Annotated in this window: 16 protein-coding genes; 10 read left to right on the forward strand and 6 right to left on the reverse strand. The window is 64.4% G+C overall.

The features are described from left to right. Positions 1–111: 111 nt before the first annotated feature. The 6 genes from pqqE to R3F72_RS05105 form a co-directional block, all read right to left on the reverse strand. Entirely contained in the window at positions 112–1245 is a 1134-nt protein-coding gene (gene pqqE / locus R3F72_RS05085; RefSeq protein ID WP_332779063.1) for a pyrroloquinoline quinone biosynthesis protein PqqE, read from the reverse strand. Further along, the gene (gene pqqD / locus R3F72_RS05090; protein WP_332779064.1) at positions 1242–1568 is read right to left on the reverse strand and encodes a pyrroloquinoline quinone biosynthesis peptide chaperone PqqD; all 327 of its coding nucleotides are present in this window, start codon (positions 1566–1568) and stop codon (positions 1242–1244) included. Before pqqD ends, pqqE begins: the two co-directional genes overlap by 4 nt. Continuing rightward, on the reverse strand, positions 1565–2380 hold the full coding sequence (gene pqqC, locus R3F72_RS05095) for a pyrroloquinoline-quinone synthase PqqC (RefSeq protein ID WP_332779065.1): 816 nt from the start codon (positions 2378–2380) through the stop codon (positions 1565–1567). Before pqqC ends, pqqD begins: the two co-directional genes overlap by 4 nt. Beyond that, positions 2377–3276 carry a pyrroloquinoline quinone biosynthesis protein PqqB gene (gene pqqB / locus R3F72_RS05100; RefSeq protein WP_332779066.1) on the reverse strand — a complete coding sequence of 300 codons (900 nt, stop codon included), beginning with the start codon at positions 3274–3276 and terminating at the stop codon, positions 2377–2379. The genes pqqC and pqqB overlap by 4 nt, the downstream gene beginning before the upstream one ends. 32 nt (positions 3277–3308) lie before the next feature. Further along, positions 3309–3386: a pyrroloquinoline quinone precursor peptide PqqA gene (gene pqqA / locus R3F72_RS18625; protein ID WP_075569317.1), complete on the reverse strand. Its 78-nt coding sequence runs from the start codon at positions 3384–3386 to the stop codon at positions 3309–3311. 135 nt (positions 3387–3521) lie between these two features. Beyond that, positions 3522–5474: a DEAD/DEAH box helicase family protein gene (locus R3F72_RS05105; RefSeq protein WP_442978330.1), complete on the reverse strand. Its 1953-nt coding sequence runs from the start codon at positions 5472–5474 to the stop codon at positions 3522–3524. 151 nt (positions 5475–5625) lie between these two features. Between R3F72_RS05105 and R3F72_RS05110 the strand changes: the two genes are divergently transcribed. The 10 genes from R3F72_RS05110 to R3F72_RS05155 all read left to right on the forward strand — a co-directional run bounded on the left by R3F72_RS05110 (position 5626) and on the right by R3F72_RS05155 (position 16396). Further along, a complete protein-coding gene (locus R3F72_RS05110; protein WP_087719092.1) occupies positions 5626–6750 on the forward strand; it encodes a 2-keto-3-deoxygluconate permease in 1125 nt (374 codons plus the stop codon). A gap of 82 nt (positions 6751–6832) precedes the next feature. Continuing rightward, a complete protein-coding gene (larA, locus tag R3F72_RS05115; protein ID WP_087719093.1) occupies positions 6833–8095 on the forward strand; it encodes a nickel-dependent lactate racemase in 1263 nt (420 codons plus the stop codon). Between the two features lie 68 nt (positions 8096–8163). After that, complete coding sequence (larE, locus tag R3F72_RS05120; RefSeq protein WP_218776998.1) at positions 8164–9072, forward strand: ATP-dependent sacrificial sulfur transferase LarE; 909 nt, start codon at positions 8164–8166, stop codon at positions 9070–9072. Positions 9073–9094: 22 nt separating this feature from the next. Further along, entirely contained in the window at positions 9095–9823 is a 729-nt protein-coding gene (gene larB, locus R3F72_RS05125; protein ID WP_087719094.1) for a nickel pincer cofactor biosynthesis protein LarB, read from the forward strand. After that, entirely contained in the window at positions 9820–11160 is a 1341-nt protein-coding gene (larC, locus tag R3F72_RS05130; protein ID WP_332779068.1) for a nickel pincer cofactor biosynthesis protein LarC, read from the forward strand. Before larB ends, larC begins: the two co-directional genes overlap by 4 nt. 156 nt (positions 11161–11316) lie before the next feature. Beyond that, positions 11317–13635, forward strand: coding sequence for a 4-hydroxythreonine-4-phosphate dehydrogenase PdxA (gene pdxA, locus R3F72_RS05135; protein ID WP_332779069.1), 2319 nt, complete (start codon positions 11317–11319; stop codon positions 13633–13635). 45 nt (positions 13636–13680) lie between these two features. Next, positions 13681–14586 (forward strand): NAD(P)-dependent oxidoreductase, encoded by a 906-nt coding sequence (locus R3F72_RS05140; RefSeq protein WP_087719097.1) that lies wholly within the window; start codon positions 13681–13683, stop codon positions 14584–14586. 123 nt (positions 14587–14709) lie between these two features. Continuing rightward, positions 14710–15477 (forward strand): DeoR/GlpR family DNA-binding transcription regulator, encoded by a 768-nt coding sequence (locus R3F72_RS05145; RefSeq protein ID WP_332779070.1) that lies wholly within the window; start codon positions 14710–14712, stop codon positions 15475–15477. Positions 15478–15580: 103 nt separating this feature from the next. Then, the gene (locus R3F72_RS05150; RefSeq protein WP_332779071.1) at positions 15581–16012 is read left to right on the forward strand and encodes a hypothetical protein; all 432 of its coding nucleotides are present in this window, start codon (positions 15581–15583) and stop codon (positions 16010–16012) included. Between the two features lie 69 nt (positions 16013–16081). Next, on the forward strand, positions 16082–16396 hold the full coding sequence (locus R3F72_RS05155) for a putative quinol monooxygenase (RefSeq protein ID WP_087719100.1): 315 nt from the start codon (positions 16082–16084) through the stop codon (positions 16394–16396). The last annotated feature ends 41 nt before the right edge of the window (positions 16397–16437 follow it).

Raw genomic sequence — 16437 nt, forward strand, 5'->3', positions numbered from 1 at the left:
CGCCTCCCGGATCACTGCTGGATAGTGACAGCAGTCTAACAAGGCAGGCGACGCTGGCCTATCGACACGAAGTCGACCGGCCGGCGGAGGTCTCGCCGCCATCGTTGGCTCTCAGGCAGGCTGGCGCGCAAATCGCCGGTAGGTGAAGTCGTCGTCTCGGCTCGAATCGATGATCGCCAGGGTCTGGATCTCGTCGTGATAGGGCGAAAGCTCGCAGACCGGATCCATCTGGGTGGCGTCGCCGGTCAGCATCAGCGCCTGGCAGCGGCAGCCGCCCCAGTCGATCTCGCGCCGATCGCAGCTCTGGCAGGCGTCCGGCATCCAGTCGGTACCGCGATAGGCGTTGAACGCGGGACTGTCCTGCCAGATGTCGCCCAATGCATGCTCGCGCACGTTCCAGAACTCGAGACCGGGAATGGTCTCGGCGGCGTGGCACGGCAATGCCTTGCCCGTGGGCGTGACGTTGAGCGACTGCCGCCCCCAGCCGTTCATGCACGGCTTGGGCAGCCGCGCGTAGTAATCCGGCACCACGGCGTCGATCACCAGCTTGCCCTTGAGGCGCTCGCGGGCGGCTTCCACCAGTTCGAGGGCTTCCATCACCTGCTCCCGTGGCGGCATCAGCGCTCCACGATTCTGCAGCGCCCAGCCGTAGTACTGGGCATGAGCGATCTCGAGCCGTCGCGCGCCGAGTTCCAGCGCCAGTTCGACCAGATCGGGAATCTGGTGAAGATTGGCGCGATGGATCACGCTGTTGAGCGTCAACGGCAGCCCGACGTCGGTCACCTCCGCTGCGAAGGCGAGCTTCTTGTCGAAGGCCCCGGGAAGGTTGGCGATGTGATCGTTGACCTCGGCAGTGGCGCCCTGCACCGAGAGCTGGACATGATCGAGCCCGGCATCCGCCAGCGCTTCGAGCCGTGCCCGGCTGATATTGACGCCGGCGGTGATCAGATTGGAGTAGAGGCCGTGTTCGGCACAGCTCGCCACCAGCGCTTCCAGATCCTGGCGCAATGCCGGCTCGCCACCGGAAAGATGCACCTGTAACACCCCGAGCTCGGCGGCCTCGGCGAAGACTCGCTGCCAGGTCTCGGTATCGAGCTCCTCGCGCTTGCGAGTCAGCTCGACCGGATTGGAGCAGTACGGGCACTGCAGCGGGCAACGATGGGTCAGTTCCGCCAGCATGCCAATAGGCGGTGGCTGACCAGAGGGCTGACTAACGGGCCGCTGCGCTTCCGGCTGTGAATTCATGCCACTTCCAGAACGTTCTTGGTGATCAGATCGGCGAGCATCGCCCGCACATCGGCGAGGATGCGATCCCGCGGCGCGGCGAACGCCCGCGCCAGATCGTCGACGATGGCGGCGACGTCACGCTCGCCGTCGACGCGAGTGAGCACCTGCTGGGCAATCGGATCGAGCTGGAACACCCGCTCCGGTGCCAGCAGCACCCAGCCGCCGCGGGCCTTGTCCTCACGCAGCCTCACGCCGCGCGGGATTCTCACCACGTCGCGCTCGGCAAGTGCCGGCCCGCCGCCAGCATCGCTATTGATAGAGGTATCTGTATCGGCACTCATCGGGCAAGCCTCCCTTCACCACCCAAGCCGTCGCCTTCGACGCCGCTGCCCCAGGCACCGGGCGGCACCTGACCCGATGCATTCGAGCCGGCGCCAACGTAGGCATGTTGCAGTGCATCGAGCATTGCCCACAGCACGCTGCACTTGAAGCGCAGCGCATCGATCACCGCCTGCTGCTGATCGGCGCGATGGGCGTGGCGCTTGACGTAATCGAGCGCCATCTCGGCATCGCGCGGCGCCTGGGTGAGACGCGGCTCGAAGTACGAAAGCGTCTCGCGGGAGACGAAGTCGTAGTGTTCGAGCATGCCGCGCACGCGCTGGCCGATCACCATCGGCGAAAACAGCTCGGTCAGCGACGAGGCGATCGCCTCGAGCAGCGTCCGGTCGCGCACGAAGTGGGTGTAGGCCTCGACGGCGAAGCGCGTTGCCGGGAGGATCCCGCGAGTCGAGACGACCAGCTCCCGCGACAGGCCGAGGCCGTCGGTCAATTTCAACCAGCGCTCGATCCCGCCCTCGCCCGCCGCTTCACCATCGTGATCGACCAGCCGCGAACGCCAGATTCGGCGCAATTCCGGATCATCCAGCCTCGCCATCAGCGAGGCGTCCTTGATCGGGATCATCGCCTGGTAGTAATAGCGGTTGAGCGCCCAGGCCTGGACCTGACGCTTGTCGAGCTCGCCGTTCTGGAGCATCAGCTGGAAGGGATGGCGATGATGATAGCGGGTCTCGCCGACCTCGCGCAGCCGCGCTTCCAGCGCCTCGACGCTCAAGGGTTCGGTCAGATCCGGATGGTTCTCGAAGGTCAGGCTCAACAGCTCAACTCCATACCGTCGTAGGCGATCTCCCAGCCGGCGCGCTCGACGGTCCGGCGCTCGGGGGAATCCGCGATCAACACCGGATTGGTGTTGTTGATGTGAACGAAGACGCGCTTGCCCAGCGAGAGTTCGGCCAACGCCGCGATACTGCCCTCGGCTCCGGACATCGACATATGGCCCATGCGTTGGCCCGTCTTGTGGCCGACGCCGGCGCGCACCATCTCGTCGTCGCGCCACAGGGTGCCGTCGAACAGCAGCAGATCGGCACCGTCGAGACGCGCAGCTAGCGTCGGCGTCATCGCCGCACAGCCGGGGATATAGTAGGCGCGCCTGTCGCCGCCGATCAGTTCGACACCGACGGTACTTTCCCCCTCGACGCCGATCTCGACCTGGTCACCTTCGAGATAGAGCGCGGTCTTGCCCGGCACCGCGAACAGCCGGGCCTGCAGTCCGTCGAGCAGCGTGAAAGACTGGTCCAGCGCGATGGATTCACGGCTGACGTGATCGGGATTGAGCACATCGAAGACCGGGCTGCCTCGCAGCACATCCTGGATCATCGGCGTCGCCAGCAGCCGGAACGGCGAGCTTTCGCGAAGACTCAGGAGCCCGCCGATGTGATCGACGTCGGCATTGGTCAGCAGCACGCTGGCGATCGGCGTATGCCGTCGGCCTTCGCGCGGATGCAGTGCCGGCGTCTGTTGAATCTGTTTGAGAATATCGGGCGCGCAGTTGATCAGCGCCCAGTTTTCGCCGTCAACGCTGACAGCGATCGAGGATTGGGTCCGTGGCGTGACGCGCGGATCGCCTTCCCAGACCAGACGGCACACGTCGCAGCGGCAGTTCCACTGAGGCGAGCCGCCACCGGCGGCCGCCCCCAGTACGCGCAGCTGCAAGGCAGCGCCGCCACGCGCGTCTTGCTTCTGGCTCAAAATTCAGCGGGCATGTAGTCGTTGATTTCCATACCGACACAGATTTCCTTCACTTCGGGGGTCGTCCAGCTCATGGGGAGCTCCTTGCTTGACGGTTTGAGGGGCGGCGCCCTGATCGGCGCCTACGGCGACGCTTGAGCGAGCGCTGCTTCATTCTAGTCAAAAGGTCGCCACTGCCCCAACGACTTTATTAGCAAGTAAATCATTTTTCACGCTTCGGCCCCTGCGGCATCCGCCTTGCGATAACGGCCAACATAGTCGAACAGTTTCTCTTCGACCCGCCAATGGCGGCCGCTCTTGCGGCCGATGACGAAATCCGGCGCACGCAGACGCCCCGCTTCGGCAGCCGTTTCCTCGGCCGAACCGGGCCGCCAGCCGCTACCCGGCGCGCGCAGATGCTGGCGTAGAAAGACGCGGGCGAAAACGTGCTGCTGTGCCGGCGTCTCCAGCCCGAACCATTCGTTCAGCGTCTCGCCATCCTCGTCGTGGTAGGTCACCTTGAGCCTCGGGACGCCGCGCCCGTTGGTAGTCGCCTCGAGCTGCATGCCGCTGACCCGCAGCACCTTGGCATGACGCAACTTGAGCGCATCGCGCAATTTGTCGTCCGGATCGACCAGCCTCTCGCCGCAATGGCCGCAGGCTCGCGCGGCGATATCGTTCTCGCCACCGCACTGCTCGCACACCTTGAAGCGGAAGCGGAACGTGCATTGATGTCGACTCTCCACGGCGCCCGACCCCGCGCCGGCATCAGATTCACCTGCCAGGTTTGACCTTTCGCTTTGCGCGTGGCTTTGGGCGCGTATAGAGAGCGCGGGGCTTTGGCCGCGTGTGAAAAGAAGCCCCTGGCAGCGCCGGCCGTGGTGTTCGATCACGAAGTCGCCGTCGCGCTTGCCCCAGAAGGTGTTGGCGAAACCGCACTCCGGGCATTCGACCTGCACCGGCTCGCTCTCGCCGTCCGGCCGCGCCTGGGCGATCTCCGGTGCGTAGAGTTCCCAAGGGTTGCCGGCATAATCGAGAATCAGGCAGTCGCGCTTGCCAGGCGAGAGCCGCAAGCCCCGGCCGACGATCTGCTGATAGAGCCCCACCGATTCGGTCGGACGCAGAATGGCGATCACGTCCACGTGCGGCGCATCGAAGCCGGTGGTGAGTACGGCCACGTTGACCAGGTACTTGAGCTCGCGCGCCTTGAACGCCGCGATCAATCGCTCCCGCTCCGGCCCCGGCGTCGCCCCGGTCACCAGCGCACTCTCCTCCGAGGGCAGCAGCCCAAGTACCTCCTCGGCGTGCGCCACGGTGGCGGCGAAGATCATCACGCCCACCCGCTCGCGGGCGCGTTCGATCACGTCATGGATGATCTGCGGGGTGGCGCGATTACCCTGGACCACGCCATTGAGATCGCGCTCGGCGAACTGACCGTTGCGCTGTGGCATCAGCTGCGAAAAGTCGTAGAAAGCCATGGCGCCGTCGATCCGCCGGGGCTCGGCGAGATAGCCCTGACGCACCATCACGCGCAGCGGCTGCTCGAACACGCAGTCGCGAAAGAAGGCATTCTCCGGCCCTTTCACCATGCCGTGGTAGTGGCGGTGATAGAGAAACCCTTCGCCGAGGCGATACGGCGTTGCCGTCAGACCCAGCACCTTGAGGTTGGGCCGCGCCTCGCGCAGCCGCGCAATCACCTTCTCGTAGGTGGAAGCGGTCCGCCGATCACCTTTCCCGGACACCGCGGCATGGTGCTCGACCTTGCTGTCCCGAGTGAGCGAAACGCGATGACACTCGTCGATCACCAGCAGCGTGAAGTCGCCCGAGGCGAAATCCTCCAGCCCGTTGACCACCGACTGCACCGAGCCGAACACCACCTGGCGCCCGCTCTCCTTGCGCCCCAGCCCGGCGCTGAAGATGTCCGCCTCGCGTCCGTAGGCCAGGTACTTGGCATGGTTCTGCTCGACCAGTTCACGGACGTGCGCCAGCACCAGCACCCGGCCACGGGCACGCCGCGCCAGTTCCGCGATGACCAGCGACTTGCCGCTGCCGGTGGGCAGCACCACCACGGCCGGATCGTCGCTGCCCCGGAAGTGGGCGATGACGTTGTCGACCGCCTGGGTCTGGTAAGGGCGAAGCTGGGGAAAGGCGTTGGCCGAGCGGGATCTGGACATGAGCGGCATGGTACTCAGGTCGAGCCATTCAGGGAATGGACAGATCACGGTCGTCTACGCCTTTAGTGGCATTGCTACAAATGATCGTTTCGATCAAATTGACAATCGTTTCGATCAATAGTGAATCATTCGCCACATATGGCGCACGGGAGTCCAGCTCATGAAACTGCTCGCCACGGTCCAGAAGGTTCCCGGGGGCCTGATGGTGGTTCCCCTCATTTTCGGTGCCGCACTCAATACGATAGACCAGCTCCATCTATCCTGGATCACCGCGATTCTGCAGTGGCTCGGTGCAGGACAGACCGATAGCGGCCAATACGAATTCCTGCGTATCGGGGGCTTCTCTCAGGAGTTGTTCAAGGATGGGGCATTGGTACTCATCGCGCTGTTCCTGTTCTGCTCCGGTAGCCAGATGAATCTGCGCGTAGGCGGCAAGGCGCTCAAGAAAGGCGCCCTGCTGGTTACCGCCAAATATCTGACCGGTCTGGCGGTTGGCGTGGGTCTGGGCCTGATGTTCGATCCGATCGACGGCCTGCTGGGTCTTTCGACGGTGGCGATCATCGCCGCCATGACCAATGGCAACGGTGGCATGTACGCGGCACTCACCAGCCAGTACGGCAACCGCTCCGATACCGGCGCGGTGGCGATTCTGTCGCTCAACGACGGGCCGTTCTTCACCCTCATGTCGCTAGGGCTGCTGGGCTCCCAGTTCCCGGTCATCGCCTTCATCGCCGTGCTGCTGCCGATTGCGCTGGGCATGCTGCTGGGCAACCTCGATCGCGACATTCGCGCCTTCCTCAAGCCCGGCGAGATCCTGCCGGTACCGTTCTTCGCCTTTGCCCTGGGCGCGAACATGAACCTGGCGGCGTTCTTCAACCCCGAGGTCGTGGGTGCCGGCCTGCTGCTGGGCGTCATGACGACCGTACTCACCGGTGGCGTCGGTATTCTGGTTTTCCGACTGTTCCGCGAACCCAGCGCCATCGCCCCGGTCTCCGAAGCGACCACAGCGGGCAACGCCGCCGGCACGCCGGCCGCCATTGCCGCAGCCGCCGCGGTCGCCGCCAACTCGGGCATGATGAGCGCGGCCGAAGCGCAGAGTTATCACGACCTGGTCAATATCGCGACGTCGCAGATCTCGATCGCCACGCTGACGACCGCCATCCTGGGGCCGATCGCCGTGATGCTGGTCGACCGCTGGCAGAAGAAACGCGGTATCGACGGCACCCGCGAGGACGAACCGCAGTCTCGTGTCGACGAGGATCTCGGTGTGGCACGCGACGGTTGAGCGACGTCGCTGCCGTATCGTGGCATGCTGAGACGCACGACATCATCCGGCGGCGCGCAAGCGCCGCCATCCTGGAGCCTTCATGAACATCTCTCTGCTCTACGGCAAGGGTGAGCTGGCACTCGACCTGCCGGACGACACTTTCGTCGTCGAACCCACGACGCAGCATGCGCTGGAGAATCCCGTGGCCGGCGTGCGCGAAGCGCTCTCTTTCCCGATCGGCACGCCGCCGCTCAAGGAAATGGTCAAGGCCAGCGATCGCGTCGCCATCGTGATCAGCGACATCACCCGGCCGACGCCCAACCATCTGCTGGTACCGCTGCTGATCGAAACGCTCGATCACGTGCCGCATGAAAACTTCGTGATCATCAACGGCACCGGTACCCACCGCGACCAGACGGTCGAGGAACTCCGCGGCATGCTGGGCGATTGGGTGGTGGATCATATCGAGATCATCAACAACCACTGCGACAACTACGATGAGCTGGTCAACGTGGGGGACAACAGCTTCGGCTGCCCTTCCTGGCTCAATCGACGCTGGGTCGAGGCCGACTTCCGTATCGTTACCGGCTTCATCGAACCGCACTTCTTCGCTGGCTTCTCCGGCGGGCCCAAAGGGGTGATGCCGGGCATCGCGGGTCTCGAGACGATCATGACGTTTCACAACTCCCGCATGATCGGCGATCCGCGCTCCACCTGGGGCAACATGGACGACAATCCGCTGCAGGCGATGACCCGCGAGATCAACGCACTGTGCCCGCCCCATTTCATGCTCAACGTCACGTTGAATCGCGACAAGGCGATCACTCGGGTGTTTGCCGGCGATCTCACCGAAGCCCATCGTCAGGGTTGCGAACACGAGCTGGAACACGCCATGGTACGCGCCAGCCAGCGCTTCGATGTCGTGATTACCGGCAATTCCGGCTACCCGCTCGACCAGAATCTCTACCAGGCGGTGAAAGGAATGAGCGCCGCGCACAAGATCGTCAAGCGTGGCGGCACCATCCTGATGGCCTGCGAGTGTTCCGATGGCATTCCCGATCACGGCAAGTTCGCCGAGATTCTCGCCATGGCAGACTCTCCCCAGGCACTGCTCGAAATGATCGAGGATCCGGAGTTCGCCATGCTCGATCAGTGGCAGGTGCAGAAGCAGGCAGTCATCCAGAGCTGGGCCGACGTGATGCTCTACTCGACGCTGAGCGACGCCCAGGCGCGCGCCGCGCTGTTGGAGCCCGTCCACGACATCGCCGAGACGCTGCAGGCGTTGAAGGCACGTTACGGCGAGGAGATGTCGATTGCCGTGATGCCGCTGGGGCCGCTGACAGTACCGTATGTCGATGACTGATCAGACCGACAATTGAATCAGGTCGATGACTGAACGACCGGTCGACGGACACACGATAGGAGGAACCAATGACCTCGATGGCTCGAACCGACCGGATCGACGCCTTGACCGTGGACGGGGCGCCGTCGTCGCGGCCGCCTGGCGTGCCGCTGACCGCCGACGTGGCCCAGGGCGCCGAACTCGACGCCAAGCTCGAGCGGCTGCGCAACGTGCTGCGCGACATGGGCGATGTCGTGGTGGCGTTCTCCGGAGGCGTCGACAGCACCTTTCTGCTCGCCATCGCGCTGGAGACGCTGGGCCGGGAACGCGTCCTCGCGGTCACCGCCGATTCGGAATCCTATCCGTTCGAGGAACTCGATGCCGCCCGCGAACTGGCACGGCGCCTGGAGGCGCCGCACCGGGTCATCGAGACCTCGGAGATCGCCATCCCCGGTTACGCCGAGAACGACGCCAACCGCTGCTACTACTGCAAGTCTGGCCTGTTCACTCATCTGGCGCCGATCATGGTCGACGCCGGATTCCACAATATCGTCTTCGGCCTGATCGCCGACGACGATGGCGAGCATCGCCCCGGCACCCAGGCCGCCCGCGAATACGGCGTGCGCGGCCCGCTGCACGAGGTCGGCCTCTACAAGGCCGAGATTCGCGAACTCTCCCAGGCCATGGGCCTGCCGACCTGGAACAAGCCTTCGCTGGCCTGCCTGTCGTCGAGGGTCGCCTACGGCGAGCGCATCACGCTGGAGAAGCTCGAGCGGATTGCCGAAGCCGAGCGCCGCGTCAGGGCCCTGAACATCGGTCAGCTCCGCGTGCGCCATCATGGCGAACTGGCGCGGATCGAAGTCGAGCCTCAGGACATGGCGACGGTGCTCGAACATCACGACCGACTGGTCGCGGAGCTCACGGCGCTGGGATATGCCTGGGTGACGCTGGATCTGGCCGGCTACCGCAGCGGCAGCATGAATCGCCTGCTGCCTTGAATTCGGCTCGACAGGATATGGCATGACCGAACGCCCTGACCGCCCCATTTCCGACCTGGGATTCGCCCGCGTCGATCACGATCGCGAAAACCGTAACGGCGTTCCCGAAGTCGTGTTCGGCGAGGGCAAACAGGCCGTCCAGATCAGCGCCATCGTCGGCCGCCTGATCGACCGGCACCAGCGAGCGCTGGTCACTCGTCTCGACGCCGAACGTGCCGAACGAGTGCTGCAAGACCATCCACACGGCCACTATGACCCGGCCAGCCGGCTGCTTTGCTGGGGCAACCCGCCGAAGCGCCTCCCCGGCACCGTGGCGGTGATCTGCGCCGGCACGTCCGACCTGCCCGTGGCCGAAGAAGCGGCGGGCACCCTTGAATGGTTGGGCGTCAACGTCGCCCGGCTCAACGACGTCGGCGTTGCCGGACTCGATCGACTGCTGGCGCATCGTGAAGCGCTGACCCGGGCCGACGTGCTGATCGTGATCGCCGGCATGGAAGGCGCGCTGCCCAGCGTGATCACCGGGCTGGTGCGCAATCCGGTGATCGCAGTGCCGACCTCGGTGGGCTACGGCGCGAGCCTGCAGGGCGTTACCGCCCTGCTCGGCATGCTCTCGGCATGCGCCACCGGCATGAGCGTGGTCAACATCGACAACGGCTTCGGCGCCGCCTGGCAGGCGGCCAACATTCTCTCGCTGCTCGAGCGGGGCCCCGATCCCCGCCCGGCCTGTTTCGAGGAACCGCGTCGCTCATGAAGACGCTCCATATCGACTGCACCTTCGGCATCGCCGGCGACATGCTGCTGGCGGCGCTAGTGGATCTCGGCGCCGATCTGGACGATGTCGCGGCCGCGCTGCGACGGCTGCCGATCGATCCTTTCGAACTCGACACCCGGCCGGTGGATCGCTGCGGTATCCACGCGCGGCTGCTCAGGATCGCACTCGAACCCGATGGTGACGCTCACGGCCATGGTCACGCTCACGGCCAAGGTCACGATCATGCTCACGATGCTTCGCACTCGCACGAACACGAACACGAACACGAACACGAACACGAACACGAACACGAACACGAACACGAACACGAACATCATGATCATCCCCACCGCCGTGCGGGAGAGATTCTGACGATGATCGCCGACGCCGATCTCCCTCCCCGGGTTCGCCGCCGGGCGACGGCGATTTTTACCGCAATCGCGGAAGCCGAGGGTCGAATCCACGGGATCGATCCGGCCGAGGTTCATCTGCACGAAGTGGGCGCGATGGATTCGATCATCGACATCCTCGGCGTCTGCTTCGCACTGGAAGCACTCGATATCGATACGATCACCGCGACCCCGGTGCCGGTGGGATACGGCGTGGTCACGATGGCACATGGCCGCTTCCCGATCCCCGCGCCGGCGACGCTGGAGCTGCTCAAGGGCGTGCCGCTGTCCACCTTCGAGGCCGATGTCGCAGGCGAGCTGACCACGCCCACCGGCGCCGCGTTTCTGGCGACGCTGGTCGAGTCGTTCCGCGCCGCGCCGGCAGGCACGCCGGTCGGGATCGGCTACGGTGCCGGCAACCGCGACTTTCCTCATCCCAACGTGCTGCGCGTCGTCTCGATGAAAACCGCGACAGTCTCCCCGGAGCGGGAGATCATCGCGGTGCTGGAGTGCCAGCTCGATGACGTCACCGGAGAGCAGCTGGGTCATCTGATGGGCGTACTGCTGGAAGCTCGGGCGCTGGACGTGTTCTACACCCCGGTCACGATGAAAAAGTCGCGCCCGGGAATCCTGATCACGGTACTGGCCCCCTGTCATGAAGCGGACCGCCTGGAGCAGCTAATGCTGCTTCACTCCTCGACGTTCGGCGTACGGCGCCAAGAGACCAGCCGACGGCGCCTCGAACGCCGGATCGAGCTCGTCGAAACCGAATGGGGCACGGTACGGGTGAAGATAGGCACGCTGAACGGCCAGGACATCCGTGTCGCGCCGGAATACGAGGATGTTCACCGGCTGGCGCTGGCGCACGACTGCAGCGTGGCCGACGTCCATTCCGGTGCTATCGCGGCCCACGCCATGCTGAAGACATCCTACCCGCCACAAAAATGATCGATTCACTCAGAAAAGTTTGCTTGCCGATCCATCGCGTACGGTTTTACCTCTAGTGGTGAATCGATTTTTCACAGACGCACCACTTTCGTCGACTTGCCTTTCATGATCGAAACGATCATTTTATAAGACAATATTCTATCGATTCGATCATAAATGACGATTAACACCTCCCCCGACGCTCATCCGCCTGAAAGGCGTCTGACATCTCTGCTGATTCTGGCCGACGATCTCACCGGCACCGCGGACTCCGCGATTGGCTGCACCACTCAGGGCCTGTCGACCGACGTCATGCTGTCCGCCACGACCGTTGGTCACAGCGACGCGACAGCCATCGATATGGACTCCCGGGCCTGCGATCCCGCCGAGGCCGCCCTGCGTCACCGTACCTGCCTGGATCAGTGGACAGGCCGTTACCAGTATCTGTTCAAGAAGGTCGACTCGACGCTACGCGGCAACGTTGCCGCCGAAATCGCGAGCCTGGTTCCCGGTGCCGGCATGGCGATCGTCGCACCGGCCTACCCGGCCACCGGAAGAACCACTCGCGATGGTCGCCAGTGGCTTCACGAGCGCCCCGTCGAAGAGACCGAAGTCTGGACCAACGAGGGCATTCGTGGCCGCGCGGATCTGGTCGAGATGCTGGAGGGCGCCGAGCTGAAAACACGCCGACTCGACCTGCCGACGCTCTATGAAGCGGATGCCGTGGTATCGGAAACGTTGCGTCAGTATCAGCAGGACGGCGTCCAGGCCGTCGTTTGCGACGCGCTGACCGATGTCGATCTGCAGCGTCTGGCAACGCTGTCTGCACCGCTCGATAACGTATTCTGGGTCGGTTCGGCCGGGCTGGGGCTGGCACTGCCGGCGGCGCCGGGGCTCGTCGGTACGCCGGCCACGAACCGTCTCTCGCGGGAACCACGTCGGCGTCCGACGATGATCGTGATCGGCAGCATGAGCGGCATTTCGCATGCGCAGGCCGACGCGCTGATCGACAGCAACCCGAGTCTCGAGGTGATCGAGATCGATGCCGCCGATCTCGTTGGCGAGGCACGTGACGACTCGCTCTCGCCCGCTCTGGCATCGGTCACCCGACGCATTCAGCAAACGCTGCAAGCCGGGGACGACATCATGGTTCGCCTGGCCCAGCCCGACGATCGCAACGCCGCGGACGGTCCCAGGCTCAGCGTCCGGCTTGGCGAGATACTCGCGCCGCATCTGGACGCGTTCGATCGCCTGATCGCCACCGGAGGCGCTACCGCCAGGGCGCTACTGACCGCGGCGGACATTACCCGGCTAGGTCTCGTCGATGCGCCCGATACCGGGATGGCGCGACTTCAGGCCGGGTATCGCGGCCGAACGCTGGAAGTCATCACCAAGGCGGGCGGCTTTGGCGACACCGCCGCCTTCGCCCGAATTTGGCACGACGCAAAAGCCGCTACCCATTTTCAGGATTCAGCAGAGGATACGAGCATGACCGACCGTCCCATCATCGGCATCACCATGGGCGACGCTGCCGGCGTCGGCCCCGAGATCATCGTCAAGGCGCTCGCCCAGGACACGGTCCACGACGCGTGCCGCCCGCTGGTCATCGGCGATGCCGGGCGCCTGCGTCAGGCCATGGAGATCGTCGGATCCACGCTTCAGCTGCATGTCGTCGAGACTCCCGCGCAGGCGCGGTTCGAGCGCGGCACGCTCGAGTGCATCGATCTCGGCCTGATCCCCGCCGACCTGCCCTGGGGCAAGGTCTCTCCGATCGCGGGCGATGCCGCCTATCAGTACATCGCCAGGACCGTGGAGTTGATCGAAGCCGGCGAGCTCGATGCGATCTGCACCGCCCCACTAAACAAGGAAGCCCTGCATGCCGGTGGCCACATCTTCCCGGGCCATACCGAACTGCTGGCGCACCTGACCGGCACCGAGGAAGTCTCGATGATGCTGGTGACACCGAAGATGAAGGTGATCCACGTCACCACCCACATCGGCATCATCGATGCCATTGCGCGCATCGAGCCGGGGCTGGTCACGCGTACCATCGAGCGAGCCCATGAAACGCTGGTACGCGCCGGCCAGACGAATCCGCGCATCGCGGTGTGCGGCATCAATCCCCACGCAGGGGAGAACGGTCTGTTCGGCTATGGTGAAGAGGAAGAAAAGATCGTGCCGGCCATCGAGGCACTGCACCAGCGCGGCTGGGATGTCGAGGGCCCGCTCCCCGCCGACACGCTTTTCTTCCGTGCCGGTCGTGGCGACTTCGACTGCGTGGTGGCAATGTATCATGATCAGGGCCACGGCCCGGTCAAGGTGATGGGCCTCGAAGCCGGCGTCAACGTCACCGTTGGCCTGCCTGTCGTGCGCACGTCAGTGGATCACGGAACCGCCTTCGATATCGCCGGCAAGGGCATTGCCGACGATCGCAGCCTGATCGAGGCGCTTCGACAGGCCGTCGAACTGGCGAGCCGTCACGACGCCAACGCCTGAGGCACGTCTCGATCGTCAACGATCCATCGATACCAGGAGAGACATATGCCGGTCATCGGTTTCGCAGGACTCGGACTCATGGGCGCCGGCATGGCCGGCAACATACTCAAGGCGGGTTATCCGCTCAAGGTACTGGCGCATCGTAATCGCCAACCCATCGACGACCTGGTTGCCAAGGGTGCCGAGGAAGCGGCCAACGCGGCCACTCTGGGCGCCGAATGCGATATCGTCTTTCTCTGCGTGACCGGCGCGCCTCAGGTCGAATCGCTGATCGATGGCGAGCACGGCATCCGCGCCGGCGCCAGGCAGGCAAGACGCGACAACCTCGTCATCGTCGACTGCTCGACGTCCGAACCGACGCTGACGCGCAAGCTCGCCGAGTCACTGGCACAGGATCACATCACGTTGATCGACGCCCCGCTCGGCGGCATACCGGCCCAGGCCGAGAGCGGCGAACTCCAGGCAATGATCGGCTCCGACGAGGCCACGCTCGAGCGAGTGCGCCCGGTCATCGAAACCTGGGCTGCCAGGATCATGCATGTGGGCCCGGCGGGCGCCGGCCATACCATGAAGCTGCTCAACAACTTCCTGGCCATGGGTTACGGCGCGATCTTCGCCGAAGCGCTGACCATCGGTGCCAAGGCCGGCATCACGCCGCAGACGTTCGATAGCGTCATTCGCGGCTCGCGCATGGATAGCGGCTTCTATCGGACCTTCTTCCAGTACGTGCTGGAACGCGACCGTGACGCGCATCGCTTCACCCTGGCGAATGCCCATAAGGACACGCGTTACCTGGCCTCGCTGGCCGAGGCAATGAACGTCGAAGCCGGTGTCGCCAGGGCCGTGCGCGACCTCTACGCCAGCGCCGAATCCCAGGGTGACGGCGAGAAGTACGTTCCCGAGCTCTCCGATATCGTCGCGGCGCGTCATCAGCTGTCTCTGGGCGATTGATCCATCGATGGATCAGCGATCGGCGGCCGTGAGCCCCATACAATGGCACAATAGGCGCCGAGGATAGCCAAGAGACGAAGCTCGAACCCGCCCAGGCGGGTTCGTTCGATTGTGGAGGATTACATGAAAGTCGCCAAACGCCGCCACGACATGCTGGAAGCCGTCCACGCCGGCATTACCAGTATCGAGGCGTTGTGCCGCCACTTCGGCATTTCCGAGGCGACCGCTCGTCGCGATCTCGGCGCGCTCTCCCAGCAAGGGCTGCTGGTTCGCACCTACGGTGGCGCGGCCACGACCATCGGCCAGCGCGAGCCGGAGTTGACGCTGGAGCAACGCCGCATGCGCCAGGGCGACGTCAAGGCACGCCTTGCGGCTTGCGCACTGGCCTGCATCGAGGATGGCGATACGCTGCTCCTCGATGGCGGCACCACGACGTCGGCACTGGCCGCCCGGCTCAATGAAAAGCACGGCCTTCACGTGATCACCAACAACATGGCGGCGCTGCCCTGGCTCACGCAGTTGCCGGAGGGGCACACCACCGTGCTGGGCGGTGATCTGCGCACCTCCAGCATGACCGCCTACGGCCCGCTGGCCCACGCGTCGCTCTCGCGCCTGACCGTCGACCGGCTCTTTCTCAGCGCCGATGGCGTGACTGAACTCGGACTATGCGAAGCGAGCCCGGAACAGGCGTGGCTGAAGGAGGCGATGATCGCCCGCGCCGCCGAAGTCTACGTCATGGCGGATGCCACCAAGCTGGGTCGCGCGAGCCAGCAGCACTGGACCGCCTTTCCGCCACGCTGGACGCTGATCACCGACGCTACCGATGAGCAAATCGAACCGTTCGAGAGACTCGGCGCGACGATTCTCAATCCTTCCTCGACACAGGACTGAATCGGACTCAGGCCATCGAACCCGTCTTCCGCTCCGTCCTGCATTACAATGAGGGTCATTGGCGCCATTGCGCCCACTTACCGATTCTGTCCGGAGCGCCTTCATGCAGGATGACAACTCTCACGCACCCAATACTCCACTTGCGCGCTATATCGAACAGCTGCGCGCCATGGAGATCGACATCGAGGCCATGGACGCCCAGGCGGCGCGCATTCGCCAGGACAATCTCGAGTTCGTGCTGGTCGTCGCCACCGACGAGCCGGCGTTTTTCCAGTTGATGCTGCCCGGCGTGTGGCAGGCTGCCGCCGCCACCAATCGCACGCTACTGCTGGAAACCGCCAACGACGTGATGAATACATTGAAGGCGGCCAAACTGGTGGTGCACAACGAGGCCGTGCACGTCAGCGTCGAACAATTCGTCGAAGGGCCCGACCAGGGCGTCGCGCTGATTCCCGGATTGCTGGAACTCCTCAAGAGCGCCGTGGCCGAATTCCAGGAACGTCTCGGCATGGGCGAGGCGCCGCGCGTACACTGATGCTTCGGCCGGCGTGTCGGCGACGGCGCGCTTGCCATTACCCCGCTCAATTTCGATAAGGAGATCACCATGGCCGAATCCACCCACTTCGTGGTCATTGCCGAATTCCGGATCAAGCCGGGCCAGGTGCCGGCCTTCCTCGCACTGGCCCACAACGATGCCAGCGAGTCCTTGAGCAACGAGGAAGGCTGCCTGGCGTTCGACGTGTTGACACCGGAAGGCAGCGAAGACATCGTCGTTCTGCACGAGGTCTATCGCGATCGGGCCGCCTTCGAACATCACATGCAGATGCCGCACTACCCGCCCTTCAAGGAAGGTACCGCCCCGCTGCTCGATGGCGAGCCTTCGGTTCGCTTCTTTTACACGGCAATCCGACCAACCTGAGGTCGAGATAGCCCACCGCATTCGACCTTTGTCCAACGGCA

The organism is Salinicola sp. 4072, assembly GCF_036663415.1.
Classification (GTDB): domain Bacteria; phylum Pseudomonadota; class Gammaproteobacteria; order Pseudomonadales; family Halomonadaceae; genus Salinicola; species Salinicola salarius_A.

What these genes read in the sequence shown, in the direction of transcription:
- pqqE (WP_332779063.1), bottom strand. Translation starts at nt 1,245, where the DNA reads ATGAATTCACAGCCGGAAGCGCAGCGGCCCGTTAGTCAGCCCTCTGGT.
- pdxA (WP_332779069.1), top strand. Translation starts at nt 11,317, where the DNA reads ATGACGATTAACACCTCCCCCGACGCTCATCCGCCTGAAAGGCGTCTG.
- larE (WP_218776998.1), top strand. Translation starts at nt 8,164, where the DNA reads ATGACCTCGATGGCTCGAACCGACCGGATCGACGCCTTGACCGTGGAC.
- R3F72_RS05145 (WP_332779070.1), top strand. Translation starts at nt 14,710, where the DNA reads ATGAAAGTCGCCAAACGCCGCCACGACATGCTGGAAGCCGTCCACGCC.
- R3F72_RS05155 (WP_087719100.1), top strand. Translation starts at nt 16,082, where the DNA reads ATGGCCGAATCCACCCACTTCGTGGTCATTGCCGAATTCCGGATCAAG.
- R3F72_RS05110 (WP_087719092.1), top strand. Translation starts at nt 5,626, where the DNA reads ATGAAACTGCTCGCCACGGTCCAGAAGGTTCCCGGGGGCCTGATGGTG.
- larB (WP_087719094.1), top strand. Translation starts at nt 9,095, where the DNA reads ATGACCGAACGCCCTGACCGCCCCATTTCCGACCTGGGATTCGCCCGC.
- pqqA (WP_075569317.1), bottom strand. Translation starts at nt 3,386, where the DNA reads ATGAGCTGGACGACCCCCGAAGTGAAGGAAATCTGTGTCGGTATGGAA.
- larA (WP_087719093.1), top strand. Translation starts at nt 6,833, where the DNA reads ATGAACATCTCTCTGCTCTACGGCAAGGGTGAGCTGGCACTCGACCTG.
- pqqD (WP_332779064.1), bottom strand. Translation starts at nt 1,568, where the DNA reads ATGAGTGCCGATACAGATACCTCTATCAATAGCGATGCTGGCGGCGGG.
- R3F72_RS05105 (WP_442978330.1), bottom strand. Translation starts at nt 5,474, where the DNA reads ATGCCGCTCATGTCCAGATCCCGCTCGGCCAACGCCTTTCCCCAGCTT.
- R3F72_RS05150 (WP_332779071.1), top strand. Translation starts at nt 15,581, where the DNA reads ATGCAGGATGACAACTCTCACGCACCCAATACTCCACTTGCGCGCTAT.
- larC (WP_332779068.1), top strand. Translation starts at nt 9,820, where the DNA reads ATGAAGACGCTCCATATCGACTGCACCTTCGGCATCGCCGGCGACATG.
- R3F72_RS05140 (WP_087719097.1), top strand. Translation starts at nt 13,681, where the DNA reads ATGCCGGTCATCGGTTTCGCAGGACTCGGACTCATGGGCGCCGGCATG.